This is a genomic window from Paenibacillus sp. FSL W7-1088 (assembly GCF_037969855.1).
Taxonomy (GTDB): Bacteria; Bacillota; Bacilli; order Paenibacillales; family Paenibacillaceae; genus Paenibacillus.
In genome coordinates this window covers 2,398,655-2,425,176 of the sequence record NZ_CP150216.1, presented here as the reverse complement: position 1 = coordinate 2,425,176, position 26,522 = coordinate 2,398,655, and the positions used below count along the sequence as shown (strand labels likewise).

Below are 26,522 nucleotides of genomic sequence, written 5' to 3'. Positions count from 1 at the left end.
ATGAACATTTATATTGTTTTCGATAGTGAAGGCGGTCATACACGAGCACTTGCCGAGTCGATTGCTGCTGGCGCGGCCAGTGTGCATGGTGCTACCGTTCATTTGCATTCCACAGAAGAAGCCGACATCTATAAGCTGGTGGAAATGGACGCCATTATCTGGGGCTGCCCCGGACATTTTGGCTCCATCAGCTCCGGGTTGAAAAAATGGATCGACAAGCTGGGCTACCTCTGGGCAGAGGGCAAGCTTGTAGACAAAGTGGGTGCGGTGTTCTGTACCATCGCGACCGAGCATGGCGGACTGGAGTCAACGTTGATTCATTTGCTGACACCCATGCTCCATCAGGGCATGATTATTACCGGGCTGCCAGGGAACTTTGCAGATAATGCATTATATGGATCTTATTATGGTGTTGGGGTGACATGTCCGGTGGACAGTGATGATCTGCTCAGCGAACAGGGCATAGCACTGGGTAAAGCTCTGGGAGAACGCGTGGCTCGCATAACCAACCGACTAATCACATAGAATTTAGAGCATTTCCCATAAAAGAAATTGCTGTTCTTATCAAGCCTGCGCTCATATGCTAAAAGCAGTACGGCAGGCTTGAACATCCCTTCCTGTAGAGAGATAGAAGGATTCTATTGCATTATTGGATTGAATTTGTTTATAATAACGTATATCTTTAAAGTTACTTTTAGTTACTTAATGATTTTTATAAATCTGTTATTATAAAGTAATACGATATTCATCCATTATATTGCAAGGGAATTTTACAAATGAATCAAAATACACATTTAAAAACTGATGTTTGTATTGTGGGAGCTGGCCCTGGAGGGGCTCTACTCTCATTCCTGCTGAAACAGCAGGGAATATCCACCATTCTGATCGAGCGCCAGCCGCACCTGCTTAAGTCGTTTCGTGGTGAAGTGCTTAATGCAGATGGTGAACATGTATTGAACAAGCATGGGTTATACCCTTCTGTCACCCAGCGTGGTGTGCTGCCCCTGGAGCAAATTCAATATTGGGAGAATGGTCAGATTATTCATACCATTTTCCCTGGAGAGCAAGAATCCCATGTAGGCATTCATGTGCCGCAGGATCATCTGCTGGAAGTCATCGTGTCACAATCATTGAAACAGGGTAACGAACATGTGCTTTTCAATACCGTCATGACTGGATTTTTGCGGAATAAGGCAGACAAAATCGTTGGCATCAATGTTCGGAATGAAGGACGGCCTGCTTCCATTGAAGCAGCCGTTATTGTTGGTGCAGATGGCAGATATTCAGCTGTACGCAGATACGCGAGTCTGACCCCGGAAATCCATAAACATGGTTACGACCTGTTATGGGCTCGAATTCCTGCTCCAGCAGGCTGGGAACCTGCTGTTCGGATGGCCAGTATGGATGGTCAGCAGTTGGCGTTATTCTCACAATTCGGAGGTTACGTACAGATTGGATGGAACATTCCGCAAGGGTCCTTCTCCAAGCTGCGTGAGCAGCCTTTTGCTCCCTTTGTACAGAAACTCGTGACGGCCTTCCCCTGTCTGGCTGATTCGGTAGCTGAACATATCCAAACCTGGAGTGATTTTGTTTTGTTATCCGTAGAGAGCAGTTTCGCCAAATCGTGGGCGCAGGACAACATAGTCTTGCTTGGGGATGCCGCTCACACGATGACTCCGACGGGCGCTTTTGGACTGAATGCAGCATTGGAAGATGCGGACGTGCTCGCTGAGCTGCTCATTGATATGGCCGCCGATCAATTCACTTCTACAGAACGACTGCAAGAGCTGCAGGCCAGACGTGGAGAAAAAGTGAAGCAGCAGTTGGCTAGGCAACTGGAGATGGAGTCTTCGTTCCAGCAGCGGTACGAATCTTTCCAATAATGGTGCGTGTATTCACGCACTGCGTTAATCAACAAACAGCCGATGCTGCCCTGTTGGGGAAGCATCGGCTGTTTTCTTATGTTATGACTAAACCGAATGTCACCATCTGTGAACCGGATTTGCATAGGCTTTTGAAAAACAAATAGGAATTAGGTTTCACTCCCATTCATGGCGCTTACCCGCAGCTCAGTCATCGGCAGAGACAGCTTCTCGGGATGACGCAATCTCACCGTACGGCTCTCACCAGGGAGAAGATCGAAATAGTTATCACTGAAACGAACACGACCAAGGGGCAGCTCGAGCTTCACCAACCGTGCAATTGCACCCATGGCCGTAACCGTTACGGATTGCTCCTCTTCGTTCACATGCACACTGAGCTGCGCTTGAGGCAGGTTAACATGCTTCGGATCACGTAAGAAATATCGATTGAGTGGTGCAGTGAAACCTTCGGCTGCCAATTCAACCATCACTTCTTCCGCCAATCTGCCTCCCAATACTTCCGCTTCGCTCAGCTCTGCAATGCGAGTAGCGGATTGCGAACTTGTCTCCACATAATGAGAACTGGAGTACACCTTTTCCCCATTCAATCCATAGATATTAAGTCGAAGCTGTCCCTTCAGAGTCTCCCGTGTGTCATTCACAACCCATAACGTAAGCGGCTCACCCGGTTCATGTTCCAGAGACAGCAGTATCGGATGAAAGAATACTTTTCCGTAATAAAAGGAGGCCTTTGGCAGCAGCTCGTAGTCAATCATGGACCAGCTTGTGCCTGGCCAGCTGTCATTCAGCTGCCACACCAGGGCTCCGCTATTGCGATGATTGATCCGCCGGAAATGTTCAATGCCATACCGTAATCCTTCCGCCTGTGTCAGCATTGAATAGTTCATGTACTCTTCGATATTTTGCGGAATGCCCGTGTATCCTTCCATCAGAAGAATGCCTTTCTGATGATTGGTATCCTTATTCCGATAGGCCATTTCGGGACTGCCCCAGTAAAATTGGCCTGCAGGCATGTTTTTCTCCAGTGTATAGCGGTTGGCCGAGGCGTGCATGCCGAATTCACTGCTGAACAGGGCATTGTCGTGTTTATAGTTTTTGAAGGTCACACCCTCAATACTGTAGTTCAGCAGTGGCGGCTCGCCGTGTTTTCGTGGATAGACGGAACCATGCCATACCTGCCAGTTATGGCGATCCCCCACATCCGGATCATTGGCATCATTGCCGAGACTGTCCCCATAGGGTGAGGAAGGCCAGTATGGACGAGATGGATCCAGCCGCTCCAGTACTTCCGGGATCAGCTCATGGTAGATCAGTTCTCCATAGAAGGGGCTGGTAATATCTCCACTGGCAGACTTCATGTCATAAAGCCAATCAATTTCGTTATTGCCACACCAGAGTGCAAGCGAGGCACGATTGCGCAGGCGCAGGACATTATTTTCTACCTCATCCCGTACATTGTTCATGAAATCCCGATTAAAATCAGGGAATAAGGCGTTGGCAAAAGCAAAATCCTGCCACACCAGCACGCCTTGCCGATCACATTCATCATAGAAGACGTCCTTTTCATATATACCGCCTGCCCAGACACGCAGCATATTCATATGCCCTTCCACAGTCAACTCGATCAACTCACGATACCGGGAGGCGGGGATGGCACCAATCAGATGGTCGGCCGGAATCCAGTTGGCTCCTTTCGCGTACACACGTACTCCGTTCAGAATAAATGTAAACGCCTCCTCACCCTGTTCATTATGAAGCGCGAGTTCAATGGTTCGTACACCGTAAGGCACGTTGTATTGATCCACTTCCACCCCATCCGCAACTAGTGTAACTTCCAGTCTGTACAAGTAAGGTTCACCCAGGTCATGCGTCCACCATAATTGCGGTGAATCCAATTTTAGTATTGTATCTGCAAGACCATTTTCCACAACAACTTCAGCAGATCGTGCCACTTCCTGACCACTCGCATCCAGTAAACGGATATCACATGACAAAACCACAGGTTTTTCACGTTTCTGTCTGCTACGGAAAGACAATACAGACTTCACATCAGCAGTGACATGGACAGCCGCTTGCTGCTTGCTCACGGATTCGGTTCGTGCAAATACGTTCTCCAGCTTTGCAATCGTTCGTCTTTCAAGACGAACCCCTCCCCAAATTCCTACGGTGACCATCCGTGGACCCCAGTCCCAACCGAAATTCATCGCAGCTTTGCGCAACCAGGGCCGTTCCTTCGTATATGAAGACCAGTCAAACGTTTCCTTGTCTCTGTGATGCAGATAAAGGGGGTCGAACTTGACCGCTATGGCGTTCCAGCCATTACGAACCAGTGTCGTCACATCGAAAGTGTGGGACATGAGCATGTTGGCCGTTTGCCCCACTTCATGTCCGTTCACATATACGGTAGCGAACGTATCCAACCCGTCGAATACTAACTCAAAGTATTCCTCTGCTCCCCCATCCTTCACCAGGTTGAAGTTAGTACGATACCACCATTCCTTCTGCTCGATCCATCGACTCTTGGCATCGTTATGCCCATAGTAGGGCGGATCAATGATGCTGCGTTCCACCAGAGCGGTGTGCACATCCCCTGGTACCTCCGCTCCGATCCAGAATCGATCATCGAGCGCTGCGGCTGCAACATCCATGGCCCGCTTTTCCCCAACCTCAAAATGCTGTATTTTCCATTGCCCTGACAAATCCTGACTTGAATTATTCATCTTCATCCTTGCCTCGCTCTCCAGTCCCCTTGGTAATACGATATCGAAAACGTTTGCAATAAAAACATGACTTCGTTCTTTCGTTTGTTCGTTTGTTTGCTTTCCTTTAATGTCCGGAAGTCTTGTACGACACAGCCTCCTCACGATACTCACTCGGAGTCTTGCCCGTATGTTTTTTGAATAGCCTGCTAAAATACTTCACGTCCTCATATCCACTGATGGCAGCCACTTCACTTACTTTTGCAGGAGAAACCACCAGCATGTCCATCGCGCGCCGAATTCGTATACCTGTTACAAAATCGCCAAAAGTGACGCCCGTTTCCTTCTTAAACAGTTCACTGAGATGACCCGGATGCAGATGAACCTGACCTGCGACATGCTGCAGGCTAATATCCTGTGCCAAACCGGATTCCATATAAGCAATAGCCTTCTGTACATGCGTAGTCCGCCCTTGTCCCATCTGACTATGATAGGTATGCATCAGCCCATATAAATGATGAAACAGCAGATCCCGAAGTTCACCAGCATCGGCATCCGGATCTGGCTTCCATGGTTCGAATCGTTCCAGTTCGTCCCTTCCAATGGCTCGCATGGTGCGAATCAACCAGCGCTGTCCTGCATTCACCGCAGCATGCAGACAAGCATCCAAAGACTCTGGCGTTACTTCGGGGTCCATCAGGAGTTCATCCACCAGTTCTCGTGTCCATGTGGTCAGCATAATCGAGTCATTATCCATCAACAATGTCCCCAATTTAGTTTCTTCCTCATGTTGAAGAACGGTTTTACCTCCTATGCGGTGCAAAACGTCTTCATATTGCCATATCCTGTCCTTAAGTAACCCATGGTAACGGTATGCAATCGACGCCGTACGGTAGCTCTCATGCAGAAGTTGAACCTCCATACAGGGTCGACCTGCTGCTGCACGCAATGTACATTTCAACAGTTGCTCCATCCGGGTTAACGCAATGCCCAAAGTAAATTGGAAATCCTGCTCATCCGGCGGCAGCTGAACAACACAGATAATCCGGTCCTTATGAATGTGTGCAACTGCGCCCGGCAGAACATCCTCCAGCATATTTTGCACGGCAAAGTTTAGTAAAGTAGCCGAAGAACGATTCCATCCCACAGCTTTCAAGATCAGAATCTGTCTCTGCATATGGTCCATGTCGGAGGAACCTTCCGATTGCACATTTATTTCCGACTGCAGAAATACAGGACAAGGGCTAGATTCAACGTCTCCATCAATGATCCATCGAGCGAATAGGCGCTGTTTGTTCTCGCGCAGCAGCTGCCCTTCTCTTGATTTCTCAGCCCATCGTTCGGTAATCCGTTGTTTGGCCTGAAGCACCGTCTCGATAATTTCTTCCGGTTTACTCGTCTTAAGCAGATAATCCGTGACACCTTGACGAATGGCTTGCTGGGCGTAAGAGAAGTCATCGTATCCCGATAAAATAATGACCTCGAGTTCCGGCAGCATATGCAGACCTTCCTCTGCCAGTTCAAGCCCCGTCCTTCCCGTCATCCGAATATCAGTCATCAGAATATGCGGCCTCTCCTCCGCCATGCGTGTTAACGCCTCTTCTGCAGAGGCTGCTGGCGTAAGCAGCTCAATCCCCAGTTCATGCCAAGCGATTACACTGGCGAGCCCTGTTCGGATAATCACTTCATCATCAACAATCAGTAATCTCATGACGATTCCTCCAAGATTGGAATGGAAAATGAAATCCGGGTTCCACCTCCGACCCGGCTGTCCACTTCGATCTGCGCTTCAGCTCCATAATGAAGCAATAGTCTCTCGTTCACATTGCGGAGCCCGTAACCACCTTGGGATGTTTGCTTCATTGGCTCTTTTTCCGTCCAATGGTGGTTTAAATCACGGTGCTCCTCCTCATCCAATGACACAAGGTTGCTTCTGACATGCTCCAGTCTGTCCAGCTCCATGCCAACTCCATCATCCAGAACCAGCACATTCATTCGTTCCTGTTCTTGCCGAATCAGGATTGTGATTGTGCCCGTACCCGCTTTCGGCTGAATTCCGTGAATCATGGCATTTTCGACGAGCGGTTGGAGCAGCAATTTCAGCATCATTCGCTGTTCAAGTGCCGGATCCACAATATAATGCACGGCGAACTTGTCGGGAAATCGGATGGACTGTACACGAACATAATGGCGAATATGGGCAATCTCCTGCCCTACAGGACAATAATCCCTACCTTGATTCAAGCTGATGCGCAAAAAATCACTCAATCCTTCGACCATCTCTGCAATCCGCTTTTCCTCAGACATCAAGGCTATCCAGTGAATGGATGAAAGGGTGTTATACAAAAAATGAGGATTGATCTGTGCCTGAAGTGCCCTGAGATCAGCTTCCTTCTTGCGGACTTCACCGCGGATAACCTCTTCCTTCAGTCTCTCAATATGGGCACCGAGCAAATTATAACTCTCTCCCAGCTTGCCGATTTCATCATCACTTTCCGATCGGAATAGGGGCAGCGGTCGATCTGGGTCCATTCGGGACAAATGCTTCGTAAGAACTCGCAGCGGCTTTGTGACTCGTCGCACCGTAAACCAGACCAGTCCTGCACTGATGGCAGCAGACAGCGTCACTGCAACGGCAGTGAGGATCAGAATATAACCGTTTTCGGACTTATACTGATCGTAGGGAACTGTTCCGGTCAGCGTCCAGCCTGTCAACAGTTCCGGATAATAGAGCAAAGTACGTTTCTCATCGCCGTTGCCATACGTGGCTGTTCCGCTTCCCTCTTGTTGGATCAGCGTATGTATTTCAGGCTCAATCTTCTCCAGAGACTGTCCAAGACGGGATTTGTCCATGGAAGACAAAATCTCTCCAGTGGGACCAATCAGTTCCAGTTGACCTTCACCCATACCCATTCCCAGCGCCGCCCATCCTTTCGAGATTGCCTTCTCGTCTAGACTGATCGCCAGCCATCCGATAGGCTGATAATCATGAATGCTGCGAATGGGTCGAACCAATGTAATTACATTCTGGATACCCGCATAATTCTGAACCGGATATACGCCAGTCCATGCTTTAACCGCATCACCACGCGGAGCAGGAGGATAAGACACATTGGATGATTCATACCATGTAGCCGTGGACAGAGCCGCATCGAAACGTTCCGGATAGATGGCAATGTTGGCTATATATTTTTTGGAAGCGGCCAGATTGGTCATCCTGCCCAGAATATCCACACGCTCCTGCACATCGTCCTCATCGTTACTTAAATACTGCTGAATGTCCCTTTCTCCGATCAGAAAAATCGATAACGTCTCGACATCCTGAAGCATATAGCGCAAATTCGCTTCCACCTGCTTCAGTGTGTCCATGCCCGAAAGCTTTGTTTTTTGCTCTGTGATGCGGGAAGAGATCAGAAAGGCGAACAGCCCCAGTGCCAGCAACGGCACAATCATGGAAGCCGTAATCACGATGGACAACTTCCGTTGCAGTGAAGATGTTAGCCAGCGTCCCACACCTTTTCCTCCTCTGGATGCGCTCTCATTTAACCTTTGACTGCTCCGGCCGTCATGCCTTTCATGACTTGTTCCTGAAATATCAGGTATAGAATGATGGTCGGGATTACGGACAAGGTCATGGCAGCAAGAGTCAGGCCGTAATCGGTCTGATACCCGTCGGCAAAATTGGCAATCGCGAGCGGTAACGTTTTCAAACCTGTTTTGTTAATAAACACGAGTGCGAACGAAAAGTCATTCCACGCGTGCAGAAAACTCAGAATAGTGACCGTTGACAAGGCAGGCACAGACATGGGAAGCATGATTCGGGTGAACAGCCCCCATAGACCTGTTCCATCAATAAAAGCGGCTTCTTCAATATCACGAGGAATGCTAGTCAAATAAGCTGTTAGCACAAATATCGCGGTCGGCAGCGCAAAGGCAGTATACGGCAATATCAGTGCCCAATACGTATTCAGCAGAGACATCTGTTTCATCAAAATAAATAACGGAACCAATGTGCTGTGAATGGGAATCAGCATGCCTACAACGAAGAAGGTCATGATCAGCCCTTTCCAGCGAAACTGGAAACGTGCGAGTATAAATGAGGCCAGCGCTGCAATAAACAGCGTTAGGATAAGCGAACCTACGGATACAATCAGGGAATTGCCAAAAGCAGTTCCCAGTTTGGAGCTTTCCCAAGCATTGCTGAAATTGTCCACGTTCCATTTCTCTGGAAGCCCGAAGGGCCTGCTATAGAAATCTTCATTCGTTTTGAATGCACTGATCACAAGCCAATAGAACGGATACAATGTTAAAATACCATAGACTGTCAACAGCGTCCAAACAATTCCACTACGGAATCGGCGAACCGGATGGCCTGAAGTATTCCCTGGTGTTGGCATCGATAACGGAGTAACACTCATTACATTCCCTCCTCTCTCCTAATTCTCTTTTCTCTTACGGCTTGTCGCCCACTGGCTTGTTCCGATCAGCAGCAGGGAGATTAATACGATGGTGGTCGAGATGGCACTCCCGAAGCCATAGCGATACGTTGTGAAGGTTGAATTATACATATACGTTGCCAGCAGCTCTGTCGCATGTGCCGGGCCGCCTTTGGTCATGATATACACCAGATCAAATGATTTTAGGCTGCCAGAGATACATAGAATGATCGCTACCTGAACCGTTCCCCAAATCATGGGCAAAGAAATGGAAACCAGCTTGCGGATTCCGGAAGCACCATCCATCTTGGCAGCATCATGGATTTCGCCCGGAATATTCTGCAGCGCCGAGATGAAGATAATCAGGTACAAACCGACAAAACTCCAGAGCAGCGGCGGTACCAGCGAGAAAATGGCGATTTTGTCATCCGATAGCCACTGCAGCTTCCAGCTCTCCAGCCCCAATGCATCCAGCAGGAAGTTCAGTATCCCGATCTGCGGGTGATAGATATATTGCCAGATCATACCGATAACTACTGTGGATAATACCATCGGCAAAAATACGGCTGAACGCAGAAAACGCTGTAACGGATTGCTTTTGTGCAAAATGACCGCCAGCATCAACGCTAACGGAATTTGCCCAAATACCGAGGCTAGAACAAAAATGACGTTGTTTTTCAGCGCCCTCCAAAATACGGAATCATGCCATATTTCCACATAGTTATCCAGTCCGATATATGTTGACTCTCCGATCCCCGACCAGTTGAAGAATCCATAGTACGCTGACCATACGACAGGGACAAATACAAATAACGCGTAAATCAGAACGGCCGGAGCGAGCCCCAGCATAATAAAACGTCGACTGCGCAATGCGTTCATTTTGCTCACTTCCTTTCATCAAACCTTTGGCAGTTACCAACTCTTGCTATCAATGCAAAACCCCTCCCCTGCCGGGAAGGGGTCTGAATCTTACAGAGCGTCTTACAGCTCATCCAGATCTGAATCGGAATGACCTATGACCTTATTTTCCGACTGCTTATTTTCCGACTGCACTGGCTTGCGATGCCTGAATTTTATTTGCAATATCTGCGGCTTTGCCACCCATCAATAGCTCCTGCAATCCATTATTGATAACCTCGACGGTTGCAGACCCAAGCTTGGAATCATACACCGGAGTAATCTTTACTTCCTGCATTAAGTCATAGAGCTCCACAAACAATGGATGGGCTTTTGATTTGTCCAGATCAATCTTGTAGCTGACCAGCGTGCTGCTATCCAGGGTTGCCTTCTGACCTTCAGGACCTGCCAAAGCGTAGAATAACTCCATGGCCGCATCCTTCTGGGCGCCGCTTAACTTTTTACTTACACCCAAACCTGTCCCTACAACTCCCGATGTCGTTCTGGCCTCACCCTGGCCTCCATCTACTGCTGGTAAAATCGTAATGTGTGTATTGTTCAAAATGTCTTCTGGTGCGTTGTTGACGAGGTTAGCTAATGCCCATCCGCCGTTTATCACCATTGCCGCTTTTCCTTGGAAGTACAGCTGCATCATCTGTGTTTCGTCAATACTGTTGAAACCATCCTGAAATGCTTTGCTGTTACTGAGTTCCTGCATTTTGTCCAGCGCCTGAATGAATTGTGGATCTGTAAAGCTGGCCCCGTCCTGTGCTGCTGCTTTTAAGAACCAGTCTGTGCCGGTTACCCGGTCAGCCAGTGTACTGAAGATCGTGGATTGAGCCACCCAATTGGCCTTGTTCCCCAGTGCGATCGGTATTATTTTGTTCTCATTGAATGCAGCAACGGCTTGCTCCAACTCATCCCATGTTTCAGGAATTTTCACGTTGTACTGCTTAAACAGTGCTTCATTGTAATAAATAAAAGAAGTAGGTGCGAGATTCATCGGTACCGAGTAGATATCTCCGTCCACCGTATATCCATCCAGGGCGTTCGGAATAAAGTTGTCTTTCCATTCCGGCTTCGCATCCAGCTCGGCATTGATCGGCTGCAACAGATCCCCTTTCACAAACTCTTTGGTCATCGCATCCGGCCACATGACGAACAGATCCGGCATTTCATTGGCCGCTGCCACCGTCCGGAGCCTTGTTTTGAGGCCATCTGTCGGCAGACCTTCATCCACTACTTCAATATCCGGGTGCGACCCACGGAAGTCCTCAATGATTTTGCGCATCGCCACCGCTTTGGCGTCCTGTCCAGTCCAGTTGTGCCAGATAGTGACGGTTACTTTATCCTTGCTGTCGCTGCCTTCTGAGCTGTCCCCGCCCCCGCAACCAGCCAGAACGATGGAAAACAACGTCATTGCGAGCATTCCCGAAAGCCATTTTTTCAACATCTCTATACTCCCCCTTGGCGATTTGATTACACTTATTGTAAATGGTAACGCTAACATTCTGTAAGGTGACGATGCACGGATGCAGGGGTGAAAAATATCGGATACCCCGTTGATCCTGAAATCTTTGCTTACATATAGAAAGAGCCCTCATCATGAGAGCTCTTTCTGTATTTGGATTCGTAAACATTCAAGTACTATAAATAAATGAATAGATAAGTTCTGATTTATTTTATACTGTCTTTCACAAGTGCTGCAAAAGCTTCCGAACCTTCCTTCGTCAGATGAACGCCATCTTTTTCGAAATATTCGTCATGACCCTCACTTGCAGTGTACCAATCAATAAGAGATACATTGCTATAATCCGAAGCCGCTTCGTTCAGTGCTTTATTCACCGTTCGTTCCCATGGGCGAGGAACTCGCACAGTAACCAGATAAACATGTTCTTCATCTTTCAGGTAATCCAGCACGGAATTCAGACTTTTGGAATTGAAGGAACCGTTTGTTCCAAGCTCCAGTACGACCTGACTGCCCATTTGGTTATTTCTCTTCAGGCCATCCAGTACATCGGCAGCCTCCCACATCTGACGACCGATATGACCGTCCACGTGCACGCCCGAAATGGTCTGTTCAAGATAAGGTTTCGCGTCCAGAATGACCGAATCTCCAATAACCGTATAATGAATCTTGCCGTCTTTGGATGGAGGGGCTGTTTCCCCCTGCTCTTTGGACGAATCTGACGTGTTGACAGGGCCCTCCTCCAGTTGGTCATTACCGTTGTCTTCTGGATTTCCTTGATTGTCGGTGCTGCCTTGGGGTTTACCAACAGCATGGTTCGAGTCGCCAGGAGTTGATCCTTTCTGCTCACCTGAAGTAGGTTCCTCCGATTTGGGAGTATTACCTGGCTTCGTCGTTTGCTGTTCTTCTTTACTTGGTGGATCTCCAGCGTTCGCCGCTGGCTTATCATTTTTCTGTGGCGCAGGTTGGTTTTGAGACCCGGAAGTGCTCACTGTGGCTGGAAGAACGTCCTGCCCCTTCTCCTCCGTTACGGAATGATCTCCATTCAGTGTAGCCGACATCGATACCGAATGGGAATCAGAATTCGCTGCAGACGTAATCATCATCTGTGACACCGTAAAACACATCAACAGAAGGCTCATCAGCAATCCAGCGCGCTTCCACCATACGTTGCGAATGGATGTATTGCGCCCTCTTCCCCATAGCCGGGACCAGGAATCACGAAATCCGTTATGACGAATTGGATTTTCAATATATTTAAGTGACAAGGAGGCCAGTGCAACCGTTGCTGCAACCTGTAAAAGCATCCGCACAGGATGTGCTCCACCCGTGTCTACAGTTGGACTCGTCAGAATAATGACAGGATAGTGCCACAGATATAATCCATAGGATCGTTCTCCGATCCAGCGCAATGGCTTAGCGCCTATGAGCCGTGCCAGGAAGGATGAAGGATGCGCCAATACAGCTACGAGCAATGTCGTCGCAATGGCCTGAAGCACCATTCCTCCTCGATACAATGAAGGGTCGTACTCACTGCTATTGAGCATCATGTAGATTAACCAAGCCAGCGCAGCTAAGCCTAGTACATCCAGGACAAGCCGATTGACGCGGGCAAGGGATGACGACAGCTTGCGACTCGGCCATACCACAGCCAGTGCAGCCCCAGCCAGTAATGCAAATGCTCTAGTGTCTGTTCCATAATAAACACGGCTCGGGTCCAAGTCCGGATTATACATGATGGCCATTGCACCAGCAGACAATTCAGCTGCCACGACAATAAAGACGACCAGCCATCCCTTTCTTTTGAACAAGACGATTGCTGCGACCAGTAGAAGGGGCCAAACAATGTAAAACTGTTCTTCCACAGCCAGCGACCAGAAATGTCCAAAGGGTGATGGAGGGCCGAAACTTTCGAAATAGGAAACGTTATGAAAGATATACCACCAATTGCTTATGTATAATACTCCCGAGACAATGTCACCACGCAACGAAGCGAGTCGAGCTGGATCTGTGCAAAGCAGCCAAATCATCACCGCTGCTGTCATCGTGATCATGCCAGGTAACAAGCGCCTTACTCTTCGCACCCAGAAATCACCGAGGGATATCCGGCCATGCTCCTGCCATTGTGTCAAAAGAATGTCTGTAATCAAATACCCTGAGAGTACAAAGAAAATGCCTACACCGAGCAAACCGCCCGGAATAAAATCTAAATTCAGATGATACCCTATGACTGCAAGCACAGCGATGGCTCTCAAACCATCCAGTCCGTTCATATGCCGCTTGCTTTTCAACGATTGTGACATGCGAGCCCCTCCTTGACCATGTGAGTCGAAATCATCCATGTCCGGGGCGTTCGAGAACTCCTTGTGGTTCTGGTTGTCATTAACATACGTATTGCACCTTCCATCATTCATTTACAACATAAAGAAGACGTATTACTTAACCATGATATTTTATGATTACGATTTCTTTATATCTTTGTCGTTATGTCCCGTTTAGCATTATACGCCGGAAAGATTATTCACAAATTACAGCAATAGTTACAATCCAGTGAAACGATGTAACCTTTCCTGCCAAGCATATATAGCTGTAAAATCATACTCTAATTTTATTGTTAAATACAGCATTTTTCATGGAATGGCTAATATTACCTTGCCTTTTATTTCATATATAAGCAGATCCCTCTGAGGGTCTGGAGTGTGCGCTTGCCAATAGAAAAAGGCTGCCGACTTGCTCAGCAGCCAATAACCATTATAAACCTATCTCTTGCCTGATTGAAAGTTTTGCTCATAATTGCATCTTGGTGCCTAGGACCCTAGAGGTAAAAGGGATGATTCTTCTCTTCCGCGCGCCCATCGAGAATCCGATAAGAGGATCGTCCTACGTACATTGGAATTTGCAATTTGTCCAGATTAACCATTCCATTGTCCAGAAAATATTCCGGGTCTTGATACCGCTGTAACACTTCACCTGCAATCCATTCATGATCCCCATACGTTGTCATATCGATCACCTTGCACTCGTAAGCAAAATAAGCTTCGGTTAGCATGGGTACGTTCACTTTGATTCCTTCTTCGTATGTAATCCCGAATTTCGAGAATTTGTCTGTGTCTCTTCCACTGAAGGTTCCCGCAGCCTGAATCCACTCCGAATGATGACCTGGAAGGAAGTGCACCCCGAATACTCCACTCTGCTCAATCAATTCATAAGAGTACGTTTCTTTTCGCAGCGATATCCCGTAAATTCCGGGAGACGATCCAATATAGGTATGCCAGCCTGAGGCCATCACATTCTGCGAGTCCTTATGACGAGACGTCACTACCGCCACCATGCCGGGATATGAATAAAACATAGGTTCATCTATCGGTTTCCGCATCTGATCACCTCTTTGTTTTTATTTGGCCCCAAAGCTGCACCAGGCCGTTTTCTTACCCATTATTATACAATATAAGTAAAGGATGAAAAAGAATTACTTCCTTATCACAATTCACTTATTGAAGAGAAGAGGCTGGATGAACGATCAAATGGATTGCGTTATGACTAACATTCATAGTAATCTTGATTAAACACAACTGAGAAATGGGGAATAGCAGTGATTGAAAAAGCAACGTTTGCCGGGGGATGTTTCTGGTGTATGGTCAGTCCTTTTGAAGAGCAGCCCGGCATTCACGGGATTATATCCGGATACATGGGTGGAACCGTAGAAAACCCTACATATGAGCAAGTATTGACCGGTGAAACAGGGCATTTGGAAGTTGTGCAAATCTCGTTTGATCCAGCCATTTTCCCATATGAGAAATTGCTTGAGCTGTACTGGCCGCAGATCGATCCAACCGATGCCACGGGTCAGGGTAATGATCGCAAGAGCCAATATCGGGCTGCCATTCTATATCACAATGAAGAGCAGCGCCAATTGGCCCTGAAATCACGAGAGGAACTGGGCAAAACAGGCCGATTCGATAAACCTGTCGTTACTGCCATTGAGGAAGCCTCCGTATTTTATCCGGCAGAAGAATATCATCAAAATTTTCATCGCAAAGATCCGAAATATTATAAAGAATCCAGAATTTATTCTGGACGCGATGAAATAATCAAGAAATATTGGAGTTAATCTCTTTAAATAAATAATAAAGCGGCCACATGGGCCGCTTTTTTGTTGCATCCTTTTTACAGTAAACCAATTAAGGTCTTCAACTCTCTGATACTATCAATAACCCGATCCGCCTGAGCTAATTCATCGGCTTGAGCAAAGTCAAAATTACATCCGATGGACATTAAATCATTATCTTTCGCAGCCTTAATGTCAGACAATCGATCCCCGATGACCATCCCATTCGTGATCTTATATTTCTCCACGATGGAGCGTACGAGATCAGACTTATTTTGTGATGAAATCTGCTGTATGCTGAATGTCTCCGTTACCCACTCATCCAGATGATAATAGGTTACGATGGCATTCAAGTATTCGATTTGTCCATTACTCGCTATGTATATCGGTATACTCTTCTCTTTGCAGTATTGAAAGAATTCTTCTACGCACGGATATAGTGCACCATGGCCTGCCTCGATATTCGCAATCAACTTCTCATGAAACCATTCATTTGCTTGCAGTCTGATCTGGTCCGAGTAGTCGGGCAACAAATTCTCCCAGACGACGGGCAGAGGAACTCCCATAATTTCACGGTACTTTTCTATTGGCGTATTCCGCTCCCACAATCCCTTTGATCTCAGATGATTAAACGTGTCATGCAGAGAAGTTTCCAATATTCGATCTGTTTGAAATAGCGTACCATCCATATCAAAAATCAATGAAAGCATAAACAGATTCTCCTTCTTCATATTCAGGATATATATTGAGATACAATGGGTCACTCTACTCAGGTAAAGTTACTATTCATCACCATACGTGAATACCTATCATTTGACAACCCTTCCAGATTACACGACTGAAATCACCCCTTATTCCAAGGTTGGTTATGAACTGCCTCTCATTCGTCCATACTATTACCTACGAAATAAACCGTCATCACGAATGGCAGGGGAGGAAGCACCATGAACCGGAAAAACCCGCATCAAATCAATCAACCTGCAGCAGAATTACCCGTTCCGCTTGAATTCGATCGCAGCTGGATCACGCAACTGGAGTCCAGACTCGATAAAGGCGGCCCATGGGGTGATTACAGACTCTTTCAACTTGGCATTCAAGCCGAAGAGACGAATCTGATTCCCAATTTTGATGAAATCCAGTGTCTCAAGCATTTACAGGGACTCACCCCTCTTCCACACCAGATGGATACTGCACGAAGAGTACTGTTTGAGATGTCAGGCCGTGCCATTCTTGCCGATGAGGTGGGACTTGGCAAAACGATTGAAGCTGGCCTGATTTTAAAAGAATATATGGTCCGTGGACTCGTATCCAAAGTGCTCATTCTCGTGCCTGCGTCCCTTGTATTGCAGTGGGTCCGGGAGCTGAATTCCAAATTTGGCATCCCTGCGGTGGCACAGAAAAAGGCGTATTCCTGGCAAAATGAAGTCGTGGTTGCCTCCATGGATACCGCTAAGCGTGATCCGCATAAAGATATGCTGCTGAATACGGATTACGACATGATTATTATTGATGAGGCTCATAAGCTTAAAAATAAAAAAACGACCAACTATCAATTCATGCTGAAGTTACGGAAAAAATATTGCCTGCTGCTTACGGCTACACCGGTGCAGAACGACATGAGCGAGCTGTTCAACCTCATTAACCTGCTCAAGCCGGGACAACTTGGCCGTCAGGGTGATTTTGCAGCCAATTTTGTCGTCGACAAACGTATTCCGAAAAATCAGGAGCAGCTCAAGGATGAATTATCCAAAGTCATGATCCGTAACCGCCGCGGTGAAGGCCCTGTTCAATTCACCAAACGGAACGTATCCAATGTAAATTTGCAGCTATCACCTGAAGAACAGGCCCTCTATGATGGCGTAACTTCCTTTGTGAAAGATCAGTACCAGGAAGCGGGCGGCAACCTGAGCAGCATGCTTTCACTGGTAACGTTGCAGCGGGAAGTATGCAGCAGCCGGGATGCCGTGTTTGTGACGTTGGTCAATCTGTCGAAGAAGCTTCCACTGGACTCCCCGCTGCGGGATAAGATTTGGGAGCTCGTTGCCCATATTAAAGCGATCAAGGAAAATACCAAAGCGGAAAAAACGATGGAACTCGTTCGTAACATGAATGAGAAGGTTATTATTTTCACCGAATACCGTGCCACGCAGGAGTACTTGCTCAATTATTTTCGCAACAACGGCCTGACCGCAGTTCCCTACCGGGGCGGCATGAACCGGGGTAAAAAGGACTGGATGATGGACCTCTTCCGCGGCCGAGTACAAGCAATGATTGCAACCGAAGCGGGCGGTGAGGGCATCAACCTGCAATTTTGCCATCACATGATCAACTTCGACCTGCCCTGGAATCCCATGCGTGTTGAGCAGCGGATCGGCCGTGTACACCGATTGGGACAGCAGAATGATGTGAACATCTACAACCTTTCAACGACAGGCACAATCGAAGAGCATATTCTGAATCTGCTTCATGAGAAGATCAATATGTTCGAGATGGTTATTGGTGGCTTGGATGTCATTCTCGAGCGGCTGGAGAAGAAAGAATCGATCGAAAAGAGTTTGTACAAAATCATGCTCGAATCACAAAACGAAGAGGATATCCGCCGTAAAATGGACTCGCTTGGACAATCGCTGAACTCCATTCAGCGCGAAGTCGCAGATGAAGCACCCGCCGTATCCGGGCTTGACCTTCGTAAAGGAGGTCTCTGATCATGACCATGTCACCCCATGAAGTGCAGGCGTATGTGCTCACTTACCTGGAAACACTCGATTGCCAGATTATGGAGCGTTCCCCTGCTCATGTTACGGTAAAACTTTCACCCGAAGCCGACAAGGCGTTAACCAATCGTCCGTATTATTGGGGATTTGTGGAGCGAACCGGCGCACCTGCGGAGACGATGTCTTTTACATTCGTCTTTGATCCGGAAGCCTATCAGCAAGCGTTGGAAGCTGAAGAAGCAAAAGCTGCACAGTTAGCTCCACCAGCCTCACCAGGTGTCGGTACCCCCGAGGCTCCCAAGGATACCATTCTAGGTCGGTACTTCGGTATTGTTCCCTCTCTGCCTCAGCTGGGACCCGGACGGATTTTGAAAGAAGATGTTGTATATGGCAGCCGCAGGTTGCAGCAGATCTTCAATGCAGCGCGCGAAGGGGGCGCATTCGTGAACCTGTTTGAACAGGCTGCAAAAAGGCAATTGCGTGCTACCGCACCCGCAGTATATGAGCCATGGCTTGGTGTGTGTTTTAAAGTGGAATTTGCCTGTGATCTGAAAAAAGAGGAACTTCATTTTATCGGCATCTCCCTCAGAACCGGGGAAATTGTCGAGAAGTTCGGCTCGAAGCTGAACAGGCGAGACCTTAGTCCAAGGCTCGCTGAGAATATGCACGTCCAGACCGCCAAAATATCGTTAGCTGATGCCGGGGCAGCTCTGGAATCGCATTTGACGAACCGCCTGCTGGAACTCGACTATAGCTGGGCAGAGAAAGCCAAAGAACGGCTTGATCTGGAGCTTGCTGTTGTGGATACGTACTATGAAGCAGTTCTTAGAGAGGAAACCCCTGAGGTCGACGTAAATACAGCCTCTGCCTCCAGCACAGACGGTAGTTCAAAGGATCAGGAACATGCAGGGACCGGGCCATCTGCCCAAATTCAGACTTCACGCTCCAGCCCCTCCCGTATCCAGAACGCACGTCTGCAGTCCGTCCAACCAACGGGTGTGACCATAGGATCAGATGTCGAACTTGCGGCTGAAGCGGCTGTTCAGGCAGAACCAGAAACGGACCCGGAACAGGATAAAGCCCGCCAAGCGGTTATGGACCGGGAAGCCATGAAGCTGCAATACGAAACACGCCGTACCGAGATGATCTGGCAATATGAGCCCAAAGTGAAGGTTACCGCGATAAGCAGCGGCATGTTTCATTTAAGATAGACGACGAAGACACTACTTTTCCCGCAAATGACGGCAAAAGTAGTGTTTATTCATGAGTGGCAGCCCGACAGGTTGCAGCAACCTTTGCACAAGCTGTCCTCTAAAATGGAAATAGAAACGATCATGCAGTGAAAATGAGTCCGTTTTGTCAGGATATGTACCCCAGAAAAGTAGGTGTTAGCATGAAACGACCCTTCCACAAGGGATGGAATGTGATTCGCCGAATAACCGGCATTGTAATGTGCTTTTTATGTGTCGTTGCCCTGCTCCCCTTACTGCAAGCTGAAGGTGCTGGAATTCAAAGTGCATCTAGGTCCATACTACCCTTTACATTGACCAAAATTACGGCAGAACTTCATTCCGACACTTTGGCTCCTGATGCAGTTCAACAATTTGCTCGCGAGCAAGCTATCATCCTAAGTACTGAACATGAAGGGAACCATTGGAATCAAGCTCAATTGGACTTTTATCCCCTCGGTCCAGGCACACGCAGCTGGCTGGTATACGCTAATATTGGAGAGTTACCTGTTGGTTATATGATCATTTCAGTGAACGATCAAGGACAATTGCAGCTTGGCGAATACGGTAAGGGAGAACAACGACCGTACAATATTTCCATGTTAAATCAAGCTCTGGAGCGACAGCAACTGGTCTTGAAGGAGCTAATCTCTGAAGGAGGAAGGCTTCAATTACGTTATGCGCCTCCCCTGCTCGCTTATTGGAAAGTGGAAAGACCTAAGGATGATGCAATCTATATTGACGCGACCAACGGCGATACCTTGCCAGCAGGTGTTCTGAAAGCACTCGATACGGACTCACAGCAGGCTACGAAACAAATGAAGCCCATAAGGTCCATATCTGTACAAGCTGTCGTGATGACGCCCGAAGATTCACCACAAGTCTCCTTGTTGTCCGTTGACTCTATGGATCTGCAGCCTCTGTTTGATCCCGCGGACAATCTGTTATGGATCACGTCCAGATCACTTTCGATCAGCGGCGTAAAAACATTGAATCAGCAATGGAAAGAGCATAAAAAGATCGTTTTCTCTGCGGATCAGCAAAATGTCTTGTATGGCGGGCCTCTGCCTGTCAGTGGTTATCAGATCTGGCGTGACAACCGTGGAACAGTTCAATATCAGTATGTAGCTGTTGGCGGCAATACGTCGGTAAGACGATTTGTACCTCTTCAGACCTTATTGCGGGACGGGAATTTTTATGCTGTGAAACCATGACCCATCCACACAACAAATAAGACGCCTTCCTCTGGTTCTTCATAGGAATGCGTCTTTTTCTTTGGAAGAAGCTATTACCTAGGTTGGTTCTTGGTTCTTGATTACCCTTTTCCTGAAGAGCTCCGTTTCTGCATTTTCCCCTGCGAATTCATCGCTTTTTCCTTTTTCCCAACCCATAGCGATACGGCAAAAGGAATCATTCCAAACCACTTCATGCTCCACGGCTCTTTGGTCTTGCTGCGTCCTTTACGTTCATCCTTCGGTGTGTCGATATAATGAACCACTCGCTCTGTAATGTACTTCACCAGTTCATCACTTTTGGCCATAACCTTCGCCTCCTTAGCTCCGGCAAAGCCGGGGCTTATGTTATCTCTATTGTGTGCAGAAGGGATCATCACTAAACATTTTTTTGCTGCAAAGAGTATGAAAAACAGAAGAATGCACAGTCTAATGCCAAAGGTATCCATCCACTCACTTTATGGCATAAGATGCCTATTTTAAGAAGGAGCGTGTATTCTCATGTATAAGCTGCTGGCCGCATCGATGGCATTGCTAATCAGCATCAGTTGCATCCCCCTGACCTCCCATGCCAGCGCGGCAAAATTTGACTTAACCGATCTGCCTATATTGCATTCACAACAATCACCCATAAGCCCATCCATGCTGCCGGTAACCGATGGGGATGCCTATCACTCCACTCATCATGCGTTTGCAGCACCTGTGATCCTTCTGGACGTTGGTCACGGCGGCATTGACGGTGGAACAACAGACCATGGCGTACTGGAAAAAGACATCAACCTAGCCATTAGCCAAAAGGTGTATCTTCTGCTTCGCAGCAAGGGTTATGCAGTCATCATCAATCGACTTGGAGACTATGCGCTGAGTGACGAGAATCGCTGGTTAAACAGTCGCTCACGCCATCGCAAGGATTTGGCCCAACGCAAAAGCCTTAGCGAAGAGGTTAGCACCGACATCGTCGTCAGTATCCATGCCAACTGGAGTCCAAGATCATCTGCACGAGGCCCGGTTGTTTTACATCAGAACGAAGGACGAAGCTACATGCTTGCAAGTTCCATTCAGAATCAGCTTAATCAATTGTATGAGACGGAGCGGGATGTTGTATGGGGCAAGCCCTTTTACCTGTTAAATCATGTGAAGCAACCCGCTGTAATTGTTGAAACCGGATTTCTAAGCAATGCACGTGATCGCGCAATGATCAGCGACCCAGGCGAACAGAAACGGATTGCACAGTCCATTGCTAATGGTATTATTTATTATCTGTCGGCAGTTTAGGCTCAGCTTGCCAATGCCAGACATCTCGGACCAGATCACTAATACCGACGAACTCAATCTGGCCTTTGAGCCGGGATACGGATTCATGGACGACAGCAGAGGTATTTAATCCGGTATGGCCAACATGACCGATTACGACACACACATCATTATCGAGCGCACGTTTTGCCGCCAAATCCATTTGCTTGCGAATATGCTGTTTGGAATTATGGTCATCCAGAAAAATATCGTTGCCGACGGGTGGCATGTTTTTGGTGATGGCCAATTCCCCCACCACGGAGCGGAAATTGGTACGACTATCCACAAAAAACAGCCCGCGCTCTCGACATACGTCCAATACAATGGACATGATCCGTTTATTAGAGGTAATTTTGGAACCCATATGGTTATTCATGCCGACAGCATAAGGAACTTCATCAATGGCTTTCTCGACTCGTGCACGCACTTCCTCATCCGTCAGATTGGATGTAATCGCACCTGGGCCGAGCCATTCCGGTCTGCCCTTATTGGGCTCCATTGGCATGTGAACAATCACATCCATTCCTTTTTCATGAGCCGCAATCGCATCTTTCTTCGTCGTTTGTAGGAATGGCATCACGGCCAACGTAAGCTTCACCGGCGTCGCCAAAATTTCAGAAGTGCCTTTCATGTCATTCCCCGCATCATCGATGATAATCGCCATTCGTTTACGCTGCGATTTGTCTGCTGGAGTTTGTGGTATCTGACCTGAAGTTGAACCAGGTGCTTGTATTAAGGTTTGCTCCGTTAAAATTTGCTCTGGCACCTGCCCTGAACGAACTTGTGATTCCGCACTGCTGGCAGAAAAGCCAAAACCACAAACCATAAATATCGTACCTGTGAGTACCACTGACATTTTAAATTTCCAGGTGCAGGACCACCCTTTTCGTCCGGCCTTATTCATCCATCGTTCCCTCCTTTGTTCTGTCCCATCATTATTTGAACATTGAAGGGGGAATATGTAGACAAAAAAAGCCTGTTCATTCCAATGGAGCGCTTAAAGCCGCTGCGTTGAACTGACGTAAGCGATATTGGCGAGGAGCCTGACCTGTCAGTTGATGAAAGAGGCGGGAGAAGTAATGAACCGAGCTAAAATGATATTTTTCTGCTATTTGAGTGATACTTAGTGTGGTGTGAAGCAAATCGGACTTCGCCCGTCCAATACGGAAGTGATTCATATACTGGTTGGGAGAGTATCCGGTAGATTTCCTGAACAGCTCGAAAAAATGTCCACGGCTTATATTGAGGTTTTTGTAGTAGATATCTAGCGGCTTGGGTGCTCCGTGAAGTAAGTCCTGATCCAACATTTTAAGCATATGGGCTATGCGGCGATCAGGGATTACATCGTCATTTCCCAGACAGCAGTCCAGAAAATAATCCATAAACGTCTGAAAATGACGTTGAATCGTCAAACTGCGCATAAACGTTTGTCCATTGGTGTATGAGTCGCTTTTATAAAAATCCTGGAACAGATCCTGCCAGATTCGCAGCGACTCCACCTTTGAAATCTCCCTGAGTTCATACGGAAAGGCTGGGCCCACAAAGGCTTGCTGCAGCACCTGCGGCGGATAACAGATCGGACTGGCTGTCTCAAACACAGCTTTTCGCTCCACATAGTGCCAATCAAAATAACAACACAGATGGACCATGGGGTTCTCCGAATCAGCCACCCACTCATGCAGCTGCCCTGCTGGAATATAGATCAGCGAACCGGGACCAAGCCTGCTGCTCTTTCCATTTGTACTTAATACCCCATACCCTTCGCTGATCAAGTAAATAGAGCTGGTATAACAAATTCTCGGAGAGCTCGACTGTCCTCTTACAAAAGGGTATCGAGTTGCCAAGTAAACATAGGGATGCAAGCAAGCAAAATCCATTGGAAGTATCCTTTCCGACTCCGTTTTTCTCGATATTAACCTTTGATCTGCATGACCGAAAGGTACAATTCAGCATTAGAGGTACATATCATCAGTGCGCCAATTGATCTGACGATCGTGTAAATCATGGACGTCTTGCTAAATACAGCAAACTGCTGTTCCGTTACAGTAATAACTGTACATCGCATGACTTCATGAGGAGGACGACTTGTGCAGAAGAAGGTTAAGCAACCGAAGAGAAGATACGAGATAAACAAGAACAGAGGCTATGAACGTGCGAAGCAGCATCCCATTTCCTTCAATGGTCCTGCGCCGGATTTTTTTGAAGGCGCACTGCTGGGCAATGGAGGACTGGGTATTGTCGTAACAACCCGCCCTGACGCTGTGATGCTCCATTTTGGACACAACAATGTATGGGATATTCGTCTCGCCGAAGAACACCGAGATGAGCTCATGACTTTCCAAGAAGTGTATAACAGGTTTGCTGCTCTGCCAGCAAATTTGCCGCGATTGACAGATCATCCGTGGTACAAACAGTATTGTGAGATGGCCGGACAAAATTACAGTAAAGCTTATCCAAAGCCCATGCCGTGCGGCTCACTGCTGCTGCGGTATGATCGGCGAAAGGCCGAAGTCATCGGCCATACCATTGATATTGCTAGTGGCCTTTGCACGATTGATTTCCTGATCGATGGCAAACCTGCGGTATTCGAACTCTTTGTAGAAGGAGAGCACGACCGGGTCTGGATGAAGGTAAGTGATGCCGCTACGGGTGCTCCGATTCCCTTATTCGAGGAGATAAAGCTGATTCCTGATCCCGAAACACCGCCTGAATTTCCTCAAGCAGCAGTCGTAATTAGCGAAATGACGAGTATACAGTCTTTCACGCAAATTTTGCCGCATGTTGAGCATCCCGTTGTTCCCTATACCACACATGAAAAAGATCGAGCTTTCCGGCTCGCTGTTAGCTCGACTGGATTAACTGCAATGAAAGAACATCCTTTGCACAATCAGACACCCGTAGTCAACGGCACTCCTCTGGGAGAACCTGAACACGGCTTTCTGGCCTGCGCAGAGCTGTGGGAAGGCCTTTATAGCGAACTCATTGACGAGGCCCACCCGCCAGGACTATCCTCCTTTAGTCAGGCTAAGGAAGAATCGAATGTAATGTGGCGTGATTATTGGAGCCGCTCCTCCGTCGCACTCGAAGATGAATTTCTGGAGCGGATCTGGTACCACAATCTTTACTTTTTTAATTGTGCCGTGAGAGAAGGCGTTACCTGTCCAGGTCTGTTCGCCAACTGGAGCTACCGAACCATCGGCGCAGACTGGCATGGGGATTACCACATGAATTACAACACACAGCAGCCATTCTGGCTCGCATTCTCCAGCAATCATCTCGACAAACATCTTCCCTACGTGGATATGGTTGATCACGTTCTTCCCGTCAGTCGTGCGTGGGCACAGGAGTATTACGGACTGAGCGGAGCTTATTTCCCCCATTCAGCCTATCCAGTTGAAATGTCCATGATGCCCTACCCGGTCCCGCACTGGGGATGGGAAATCTGTGAGACGCCTTGGACCGTGCAAAGTCTATGGTGGCACTATCTGTATTCCATGGACGAGACGTTCCTGCGTGATCGTGCATTTCAACCCATGAAGGAAGCGGTGCTGTTCATGGTCGATTACATGAATCGTCCAGAAGCACAGGGTGAACGATGGGGAGATGGTAATTATCACATTTTTCCCACGGTGGTGCCGGAGCTATATGAGATTACACCCGGCTTTGCCAAAAACAAAGACTGCCTGATTGACCTCACCCTGACGCGATTTCTGTTCAATGCGTTCACTCAGGCTTGCGTTGCCCTTGAAAGGGAGGAGTCCGAGCAGGAGCTGCTAGAGAAAGTAAAAGAGATTCTGAGCCATTTCCCTTCTTATCCCACAGCCGAATCCCGCAACGGTCCCGTCTTTGTGTCGGTGGAGGGGGAGAATCCCGATGTAGTCTATAACGTCCCGATTCCAATTACGACTGTATTTCCGGGTGAAGATCACGGGCTTCATTCGCCAGAAGAGGAATACCGGACCGCAGTAAACTCCTACCTTAATCACCGCAACGAAGGTGGGAATGAACTGGTATTCTACCATCTTGCCGGAGCCCGGCTTGGCGTGTTGGATCTGGAACGCTTCAAGCGCCAAATCCAGTATTGTCTCCTATCAAACGGTACTTGTACAGATCGGGTCTTGATGAGCGGTGGTCGCTATGCTGACACGGAGAACTTCGATTTCATGTCCCGCATGGGCATCTGGTTCGAAAATTTCTCCCTGCCTGCCGTGATCAATGAATGCCTTCTTCAAAGTTATAATGGTATCCTGCGTTTCTTCCCCAACTGGCCAAACGGTCAACAAGCAGAGTTCCACACCCTCCGTGCAGTGGGAGGCTTCCTTGTGAGTGCGGCTTTTGTGGATGGGGAGACGGACTGGATCGAGATTGAGAGCGAAGCGGGTACTGCACTTTCCTTCTATATTCCATGGGCAGAAGGGGCATTGTGCACCCTCCCTTCCGGTGAGCAATATATACTGTCTGGTCAGGTTGGCAAGATTTCAACCGTAGCAGGAGATGTTATCTCCATTGTCAAAGTGGTTTAGCTCATCTTGTAAAATGTGTCCATAAATAAGAAGCGTCCCG

Annotated in this window: 19 protein-coding genes and 1 pseudogene; 8 read left to right on the top strand and 12 right to left on the bottom strand. The window is 47.8% G+C overall.

Annotated features, from left to right (window positions below):
* Together MKY42_RS11155 and MKY42_RS11150 are read left to right on the top strand one after the other, a co-directional pair.
* Positions 1–525: an NAD(P)H-dependent oxidoreductase gene (locus MKY42_RS11155; RefSeq protein WP_053783691.1), complete on the top strand. Its 525-nt coding sequence runs from the start codon at positions 1–3 to the stop codon at positions 523–525.
* Between the two features lie 251 nt (positions 526–776).
* On the top strand, positions 777–1,883 hold the full coding sequence (locus tag MKY42_RS11150) for an FAD-dependent monooxygenase (RefSeq protein ID WP_090895725.1): 1,107 nt from the start codon (positions 777–779) through the stop codon (positions 1,881–1,883).
* A gap of 149 nt (positions 1,884–2,032) precedes the next feature.
* Here MKY42_RS11150 and MKY42_RS11145 read toward each other — a convergent pair whose 3' ends face one another.
* From MKY42_RS11145 to MKY42_RS11110, 8 genes are all read right to left on the bottom strand, one after another.
* Positions 2,033–4,609, bottom strand: a complete 2,577-nt coding sequence (locus MKY42_RS11145) for a glycoside hydrolase family 2 protein (protein ID WP_179265212.1) — start codon at positions 4,607–4,609, stop codon at positions 2,033–2,035.
* A 100-nt stretch (positions 4,610–4,709) separates the two neighbouring features.
* Positions 4,710–6,293, bottom strand: a complete 1,584-nt coding sequence (locus MKY42_RS11140) for a helix-turn-helix domain-containing protein (protein ID WP_090895720.1) — start codon at positions 6,291–6,293, stop codon at positions 4,710–4,712.
* A complete protein-coding gene (locus tag MKY42_RS11135; protein WP_339850987.1) occupies positions 6,290–8,095 on the bottom strand; it encodes a sensor histidine kinase in 1,806 nt (601 codons plus the stop codon). The genes MKY42_RS11140 and MKY42_RS11135 overlap by 4 nt, the downstream gene beginning before the upstream one ends.
* 29 nt (positions 8,096–8,124) lie before the next feature.
* Positions 8,125–8,979, bottom strand: coding sequence for a carbohydrate ABC transporter permease (locus tag MKY42_RS11130; RefSeq protein ID WP_256222197.1), 855 nt, complete (start codon positions 8,977–8,979; stop codon positions 8,125–8,127).
* Between the two features lie 39 nt (positions 8,980–9,018).
* Positions 9,019–9,897: a sugar ABC transporter permease gene (locus tag MKY42_RS11125; protein ID WP_339852852.1), complete on the bottom strand. Its 879-nt coding sequence runs from the start codon at positions 9,895–9,897 to the stop codon at positions 9,019–9,021.
* 157 nt (positions 9,898–10,054) lie between these two features.
* Positions 10,055–11,368 (bottom strand): extracellular solute-binding protein, encoded by a 1,314-nt coding sequence (locus MKY42_RS11120; protein ID WP_090895710.1) that lies wholly within the window; start codon positions 11,366–11,368, stop codon positions 10,055–10,057.
* 224 nt (positions 11,369–11,592) lie between these two features.
* Positions 11,593–13,686 carry an acyltransferase family protein gene (locus MKY42_RS11115; protein WP_339850984.1) on the bottom strand — a complete coding sequence of 698 codons (2,094 nt, stop codon included), beginning with the start codon at positions 13,684–13,686 and terminating at the stop codon, positions 11,593–11,595.
* A 512-nt stretch (positions 13,687–14,198) separates the two neighbouring features.
* A complete protein-coding gene (locus MKY42_RS11110) occupies positions 14,199–14,759 on the bottom strand; it encodes a flavin reductase family protein (RefSeq protein ID WP_090895705.1) in 561 nt (186 codons plus the stop codon).
* Between the two features lie 219 nt (positions 14,760–14,978).
* Between MKY42_RS11110 and msrA the strand changes: the two genes are divergently transcribed.
* Positions 14,979–15,494, top strand: a complete 516-nt coding sequence (gene msrA / locus MKY42_RS11105) for a peptide-methionine (S)-S-oxide reductase MsrA (protein ID WP_024629294.1) — start codon at positions 14,979–14,981, stop codon at positions 15,492–15,494.
* 56 nt (positions 15,495–15,550) lie between these two features.
* Here the strand turns inward: msrA and MKY42_RS11100 are convergent.
* Positions 15,551–16,225: pseudogene (locus MKY42_RS11100) on the bottom strand (HAD family hydrolase); the annotation flags it as partial.
* 210 nt (positions 16,226–16,435) lie between these two features.
* Here MKY42_RS11100 and MKY42_RS11095 point away from each other — a divergent pair.
* The 3 genes from MKY42_RS11095 (at position 16,436) to MKY42_RS11085 (ending at position 20,648) form a co-directional block, all read left to right on the top strand.
* Positions 16,436–18,196: an SNF2-related protein gene (locus MKY42_RS11095; RefSeq protein WP_090895703.1), complete on the top strand. Its 1,761-nt coding sequence runs from the start codon at positions 16,436–16,438 to the stop codon at positions 18,194–18,196.
* Positions 18,197–18,198: 2 nt separating this feature from the next.
* Positions 18,199–19,416 (top strand): YqhG family protein, encoded by a 1,218-nt coding sequence (locus MKY42_RS11090; RefSeq protein ID WP_090895701.1) that lies wholly within the window; start codon positions 18,199–18,201, stop codon positions 19,414–19,416.
* 332 nt (positions 19,417–19,748) lie between these two features.
* Complete coding sequence (locus MKY42_RS11085) at positions 19,749–20,648, top strand: hypothetical protein (RefSeq protein WP_339850980.1); 900 nt, start codon at positions 19,749–19,751, stop codon at positions 20,646–20,648.
* 101 nt (positions 20,649–20,749) lie between these two features.
* Here the strand turns inward: MKY42_RS11085 and MKY42_RS11080 are convergent, their stop codons facing one another.
* Entirely contained in the window at positions 20,750–20,974 is a 225-nt protein-coding gene (locus tag MKY42_RS11080) for a YqzE family protein (protein ID WP_090895697.1), read from the bottom strand.
* A 193-nt stretch (positions 20,975–21,167) separates the two neighbouring features.
* Here MKY42_RS11080 and MKY42_RS11075 point away from each other — a divergent pair, with 193 nt between their 5' ends.
* Positions 21,168–21,941 (top strand): N-acetylmuramoyl-L-alanine amidase, encoded by a 774-nt coding sequence (locus tag MKY42_RS11075; protein ID WP_090895695.1) that lies wholly within the window; start codon positions 21,168–21,170, stop codon positions 21,939–21,941.
* Here MKY42_RS11075 and MKY42_RS11070 read toward each other — a convergent pair.
* A complete protein-coding gene (locus tag MKY42_RS11070) occupies positions 21,916–22,863 on the bottom strand; it encodes a divergent polysaccharide deacetylase family protein (protein ID WP_257031457.1) in 948 nt (315 codons plus the stop codon). The two genes, MKY42_RS11075 and MKY42_RS11070, sit on opposite strands and share 26 nt — an antisense overlap.
* Before the next feature lie 76 nt (positions 22,864–22,939).
* Positions 22,940–23,731, bottom strand: a complete 792-nt coding sequence (locus MKY42_RS11065) for a helix-turn-helix domain-containing protein (RefSeq protein ID WP_339850974.1) — start codon at positions 23,729–23,731, stop codon at positions 22,940–22,942.
* A gap of 315 nt (positions 23,732–24,046) precedes the next feature.
* On the opposite strand from MKY42_RS11065, the gene MKY42_RS11060 reads away from it, so the two are divergent.
* Positions 24,047–26,482, top strand: coding sequence for a glycoside hydrolase N-terminal domain-containing protein (locus tag MKY42_RS11060; RefSeq protein WP_339850971.1), 2,436 nt, complete (start codon positions 24,047–24,049; stop codon positions 26,480–26,482).
* Positions 26,483–26,522: the final 40 nt, after the last annotated feature.